Source organism: Actinoplanes sp. NPDC048791, from assembly GCF_040650095.1.
Taxonomy (GTDB): domain Bacteria; phylum Actinomycetota; class Actinomycetes; order Mycobacteriales; family Micromonosporaceae; genus Actinoplanes.
The window spans coordinates 1-5415 of sequence record NZ_JBEZGQ010000580.1 but is presented as its reverse complement, the minus strand read 5'-3'; the positions used below and the strand labels follow the sequence as shown (position 1 = coordinate 5415).

Sequence of the window (5415 nt, the reverse complement as noted above, 5' to 3'; positions counted from 1 at the left end):
CCGCGGCCAGCACCCAGCCGATCGAGCGGGCCTCGCTGACCCGGCTGCTGGAGCAGGTGCGGCTGACCTACCGGATGGACACCGTCGCGCTCACCGACGACGGACGCACGGTCGAGGAGGTCGGGCCGACACCGCACGGCGAGCCGGTGCTGTCGGTCGCGGCCGGGGGAGGGGTGCGGCTGATCGGGTGGGGGCCGGAGTTGTTCGCCGAGGACCGGCGGGCCCTGCAGCGCCTGGCCGCCACCGCGGCCCGGACTCTGCAGACCCAGCGGCTCGCCGGTCAGGCCGCCCGGGCCGAGGAACTGGCCCAGATCGACCGGGTCCGGGCCGCGCTGCTCGGCGCGGTCGGCCACGACCTGCGTACGCCGCTCGCCGGGATCAAGGCCGCGGTGTCGAGCCTGCGGCAGTCCGACGTCGAGTTCAGCGCGGACGACCGGGCCGAGCTGCTGGCCACCGTGGAGGAGTCCACCGACCGGCTCACCACTGTCGTGGACAACCTGCTCTCGCTGAGCCGCCTGGAGGCCGGGGTGCTGTCCGTGCACGCCGGCCCGACCGCCCTGGACGCCGTCGTGGCCCGAGCCGTCATGATCACCGACACCCACGGCGTCGCCGTCGACGTGGACATCCCCGACGACCTGCCCTGGGCCGAGGCCGACGCCGGCCTGCTGGAACGCGTCGTCGCCAACCTGCTGTCGAACGCCGTCGCCGCGACCCCGGCCGGACGGCCGGTCGTGATCCGGGGCCGCGCCGAGGACGATCGGCTGCGGCTGCGGGTGATCGACCACGGTACGGGCATCGCGGCCGCCGACCGCGACCGTGTGTTCGCGCCGTTCCAGCGCCTGAACGACCAGGCCGGCACCGGGCTCGGTCTCGGCCTGGCCATCGCCAGAGGTTTCACCGAGGCCCAGGGCGGCACGCTGACCCCGGGCGACACCCCGGACGGCGGACTGACCATGACCATCACCCTGCCCGTCGCCGCGGTCCGGCCGGTCACCCCGTGACCCGGATCCTGCTCGTCGACGACGACACCCACCTGCTGCGCGCGCTGCGGATCAACCTCACCGCCCGCCGCTACGAGGTCGTCACGGCCGCCGACGGCACCACCGCGCTGGCCCTGGCCGCCCGGACCCCGCCGGACCTGGCGATCATCGACCTGGGCCTGCCCGACCTCGACGGCGTCACGGTCGTCGAGGGGCTGCGGGGCTGGACCCAGGTCCCGATCATCGTGCTGTCGGCCCGGGACAGCGAGGCCGCCAAGGTGGCCGCCCTCGACGCGGGCGCCGACGACTACGTCACCAAGCCGTTCGGCATGGACGAGCTCCTCGCCCGGATCCGGGCCGCTCTGCGCCGCGCCACGCCCGGCACCGACATCGCCGTCATCACCACGGCCGACTTCGTCCTCGACCTGGCGGCCAAGCGGCTCACCGGCAGCTCCGGGGAGCCGGTCCGGCTCACGCCGACGGAGTGGCATCTGCTGGAGGTCCTGGTCCGCAACCGGGACAAGCTCGTCGGGCACCGGCAGCTGCTGCAGGAGGTGTGGGGGCCGGCCTACGAGACCGAGACCAATTACCTGCGCGTGCACCTGGCCAACCTGCGGCGCAAGATCGAGCCGCAGCCCGCCCGGCCCCGGTACCTCATCACCGAACCGGGTATCGGCTACCGCTTCACCGCCTGACCGCCAGGGGTGTCTCGTGGCCGAAATCCGACTCGGGCGGTCCTGGGCTTCGCGGCCCCCGATGGGCACAATGCGGGCATGGTTTTGACTGTCGGTAGTGGACCTGTTCACGTTCTGGCGTTGCACGGCTGGTTCGGTTCCGCCCGGGGGTGGGGTGGCCTGCCCGAGCTGATCGACGGCTCGCGCTTCACGTACGCCTTCCCCGACCTGCGTGGCTACGGCGAGCGCCGCGACGTCCCGGGCGCGTACACGATCGCGGAGGCCGCCGCCGACATGCTGGCGGTGGCCGACGAGCTCGGCTGGGACCGGTTCTCACTGGTCGGCCACTCGATGGGCGGGATCGTGGCGCAGCGGGTGCTGGCCGACGCGCCGGACCGGGTCGAGCGGCTGGTGGGCATCAGCCCGGTGCCCGCGAGCGGCGTGCCCTTCGACGAGCAGGGCTGGGCGCTGTTCAGCGGGGCCGCCGAGAGCCCGGCCACCCGGCGGGCCATCATCGATCTCACCACCGGCAACCGGCTCGCGGGCAGCTGGCTGGACCGGATGGTGCGGGCCTCGCTGGACGGCTCCGACGCCAAGGCCTTCGCCGCGTACCTGCCGGCCTGGGCGCGGACCGACTTCAGCGCCGAGATCGCCGGCAATCCGGTGCCGGTGCTGGCGGTCGCCGGCGAGCACGACCCCGCCCTGGGCGAGGCGGCGATGCGGGGGACCTGGCTGGCCCACTACCCGAACGCCCGGCTGGAGGTGCTGGCCAACGCCGGGCACTACGCCATGGACGAGACCCCGGTGCGCCTGGTCACGCTGCTGGACGCATTCCTGTCAGCAGAGCGGTGAGCACCCGGGTCAGCCGCGGCCCGACCTCCACGACGGCGTGGGCCAGCCGCGGGTCCTCGCGGTAGAGGGCGCTGACCTCGGGGCCGGGTGTCGCCATCTGCCACAGCGCCCCGGCCATGCTGGTCGCCGTCGCGATGACGTCGACGCTCTGCTCCTCGGTGAGCCCGAGCAGCCGGTGCAGCTCGGCCCGGATCGCCTCCACCTCGGTGAGGGTGACGAGCTTGAACGCGCGTACCGACTCGAGGGACACGTTGCGTTCCAGGTTGAGCGGGGCCTGGGCGAGCAGGTCGCAGAACATCGGGCGCTCCACCAGGCTGTCCGCCAGCACGCCCGCCACCGCGCCGGCCTGCGGCGGGCAATCCCGCAGCGCCGCGCACAACGCCGCCGACCAGTCCCGCCAGCCGGCCGCGGTGAGCCTGAGGAAGATCTGCTCCCGGGTCTCGAAGTACCGCAGCAGGGCGGACTTGTGCATGCCCACCGCCTCGGCGATGTCGGTGAGCGTCACCTGGCGGATGCCGCGCCGGGCCCCGAGCTCCGTTGCGGCAGCCAGGATCGCCGCCTCGCGCTGCTCCTTGGCGGCGGCGGAGCGGGCCCGCTGGAATGAGGTGCTCATCACTGGCCAATCTTAACGCAACCGTGTTTTGTTAAAGGCATGACACAGACCTGGTTCATCACCGGATCCTCCCGCGGCCTCGGCCGCGCCCTCGTCGTGGCCGCCCTCGAAGCCGGCGACCAGGTGGTCGCCACCGCCCGCCGGCCCGAGCAGCTGGCCGACCTCGCTGACAAGTACGGCGACCGCATCCTCACCCTGCCCCTCGACGTCACCGACGCCGCCCAGACCGACGAGGCCGTCGCCGCCGCGATCGCCCGCTTCGGCCGCCTCGACGTGGTCGTCAACAACGCCGGATACGCCAACGTCGCCCCCATCGAGACCGGCGCCGAGGCCGACTTCCGCACCCAGTTCGAGACCAACTTCTGGGGTGTCTACCACGTCTCCCGGGCGGTCATCGCGCCGCTGCGGGCCCAGGGCGGCGGCACCGTCGTGCAGTTCTCCTCGATCGGCGGCCGGGTCGGCGGTTCGCCCGGCATCGCCAGCTACCAGGCGGCCAAGTTCGCCGTCGACGGCTTCAGCCGGGTGCTCGCCGCCGAGACCGCGCCGTTCGGCATCAAGGTGCTGGTCGTCGAGCCCAGCGGCTTCGCCACGGACTGGGCCGGCTCCTCCATGTCCGTCGACACCATCCCGGCCGACTACGACGCCACCATCGGCGCCATGCACCGCCGGGTCCGGGCCGGGGCCGGTGGCGCGGCCGGCGACCCCGACCGGGCCGCGGAGATCATCGTGCGGACGGTCAAGAGCGGTGCCGCCCCCACGCACCTGCCGCTCGGCGTGAACGCCAGCGAGATGGCGCTGGACTACTCCCGCCGCCAGCTCGACGAGGCGGGGGCGTGGCAGGACGTGAGCCGGTCGGCGGACTTCGGTCAGCCGTACCCGGCGGAGCTGCCGGTGCGGCCGGGCAGCTGAGCGCCCGCCCCGATCTGGCAGGGTGGTCGCATGGCACTGTCATGGGACGAGTCCTACTTCGGGCAGCTGCGGGCCCTGGCCGGCAACGGCCGCACCCTGATCAGCGTCGGCTCCCGCTGCGTGCTGCGCGACGGCACCGGCCGGGTGCTGCTGGTCCGTCGCTCCGACAACGGGACCTGGGCGCTGCCCGCCGGGATGATGGAGCTCGGTGAGTCGCTGCGCGACTGCGCGGTGCGCGAGGTACGGGAGGAGACCGGCCTGGAGGTCCGCGAGCTCACCCCGTTCGCGGTCTACACCCGGTCGCCGGAGCGGGGCCCCGACATGTACGGGCACACGTACCAGCACATCACCATGACGGCGCGGATCGACGCGTACGAGGGGGAGCTGGTGCGGGCCACGGACGAGACCACCGACGCCGGGTGGTTCGCGCCCGGTGCCCTGCCCGAGCCGTTGCGTGAGGGTGTCCGGCGTACCCTGACCGACCTCGCGGCGTTCGAGACCGCGGGCACCTTCACCCTGGAGTGACGACAGTGGGACTGTCCTGGGAAGAGTCGTACATCGGCGGTCTGCGCACGCTGGCCGGCGACGACCGCGTGCTGATCTCGATCGGTGCGCACGGCGTCGTCCGCGACCCGGACGGCCGGATCCTGCTGATCCAGCGCTCCGACGACCGGACCTGGGCCCTGCCCGGCGGCACGATGGAGCTGGGCGAGACCTTGCGCGAGTGCGCGATCCGGGAGGTACGCGAGGAAGCCGGCCTGGTGGCGCGGGACGTCACCCCGTTCGGCCTCTACACCCGGGCCCGCGACTGGTACCCGAACCCGTACGGGCACAGCTACCAGTACATCTCCCTGATGTGCCGGGTCGACGGCTACGACGGCGAGCTGGAACGGGTGACCGACGAGAGCGTGGACGCGGGCTGGTTCGCCCCGGACGCGCTGCCGGAGGGCTCGGGCGGCCTGGTGCTGCGGGCCCTGCAGGACCTGGCGGCGTTCGAGACGAAGGGCACATTCGCGCTGGACTGAGCCGCGGCGGCCGATCAGGGGAGAGATTCCCTGGAGGTTCCGTGTTCACGCTGCTCGACCGGCTGCCGCCGAAGGCCCGTACCGGATTGGCCCTGCTCTGTTTTGTCGGTGGGATGGTCGGTCTCGGCCTGTTCACCCATTCCGTGGCGGGCTCGGCCGCCGAAGCGCTGCCGGCCGGTTCGGCCGCCCGTCTGGATCTCGAGCGGCTCGCCGCCGTCGCGCTCTGGGCGCCGCTGGTCGTGGCGCCGCTGGGGGTGCTCATGCAGATGTCGGTGTGGAGCAGCATCGTCCGGGTCCTGCGGCCCGGTCGACCGTCGCGCCCTCGCGCAGCCCCTCGCGCCGGCCCAGCTCACCGAGCAGCA

Annotated in this window: 8 protein-coding genes; 7 read left to right on the top strand and 1 reads right to left on the bottom strand. The window is 73.2% G+C overall.

Annotated elements, in window-relative coordinates; translation table 11 throughout:
• From AB0C29_RS31605 to AB0C29_RS31595, 3 genes are all read left to right on the top strand, one after another.
• On the top strand, positions 1 to 1001 hold a 1001-nt coding region (locus AB0C29_RS31605; protein WP_360827872.1), incomplete at its 5' end, for an ATP-binding protein.
• Entirely contained in the window at positions 998 to 1675 is a 678-nt protein-coding gene (locus tag AB0C29_RS31600) for a response regulator transcription factor (protein WP_360827869.1), read from the top strand. The genes AB0C29_RS31605 and AB0C29_RS31600, both read left to right, overlap by 4 nt.
• Positions 1676 to 1753: 78 nt before the next feature.
• On the top strand, positions 1754 to 2506 hold the full coding sequence (locus tag AB0C29_RS31595; RefSeq protein ID WP_360827866.1) for an alpha/beta hydrolase: 753 nt from the start codon (positions 1754 to 1756) through the stop codon (positions 2504 to 2506).
• Here AB0C29_RS31595 and AB0C29_RS31590 read toward each other — a convergent pair.
• Positions 2469 to 3119 (bottom strand): TetR family transcriptional regulator, encoded by a 651-nt coding sequence (locus tag AB0C29_RS31590; protein ID WP_360827863.1) that lies wholly within the window; start codon positions 3117 to 3119, stop codon positions 2469 to 2471. The two genes, AB0C29_RS31595 and AB0C29_RS31590, sit on opposite strands and share 38 nt — an antisense overlap.
• Before the next feature lie 39 nt (positions 3120 to 3158).
• Between AB0C29_RS31590 and AB0C29_RS31585 the strand changes: the two genes are divergently transcribed.
• The 4 genes from AB0C29_RS31585 to AB0C29_RS31570 form a co-directional block, all read left to right on the top strand.
• Complete coding sequence (locus AB0C29_RS31585; RefSeq protein ID WP_360827860.1) at positions 3159 to 4028, top strand: SDR family NAD(P)-dependent oxidoreductase; 870 nt, start codon at positions 3159 to 3161, stop codon at positions 4026 to 4028.
• Positions 4029 to 4058: 30 nt separating this feature from the next.
• A complete protein-coding gene (locus AB0C29_RS31580) occupies positions 4059 to 4553 on the top strand; it encodes an NUDIX domain-containing protein (protein ID WP_360827857.1) in 495 nt (164 codons plus the stop codon).
• A 5-nt stretch (positions 4554 to 4558) separates the two neighbouring features.
• A complete protein-coding gene (locus AB0C29_RS31575) occupies positions 4559 to 5053 on the top strand; it encodes an NUDIX domain-containing protein (protein ID WP_360827854.1) in 495 nt (164 codons plus the stop codon).
• A 41-nt stretch (positions 5054 to 5094) separates the two neighbouring features.
• Positions 5095 to 5415, top strand: a 321-nt coding sequence (locus AB0C29_RS31570; protein ID WP_360827851.1) for a hypothetical protein, incomplete at its 3' end; no start/stop codon positions are given.

Bases quoted from the DNA above. Each gene is read 5' to 3' on its own strand.
- AB0C29_RS31595 (WP_360827866.1), top strand. From the start codon at position 1,754: ATGGTTTTGACTGTCGGTAGTGGACCTGTTCACGTTCTGGCGTTGCAC.
- AB0C29_RS31590 (WP_360827863.1), bottom strand. From the start codon at position 3,119: ATGAGCACCTCATTCCAGCGGGCCCGCTCCGCCGCCGCCAAGGAGCAG.
- AB0C29_RS31585 (WP_360827860.1), top strand. From the start codon at position 3,159: ATGACACAGACCTGGTTCATCACCGGATCCTCCCGCGGCCTCGGCCGC.
- AB0C29_RS31580 (WP_360827857.1), top strand. From the start codon at position 4,059: ATGGCACTGTCATGGGACGAGTCCTACTTCGGGCAGCTGCGGGCCCTG.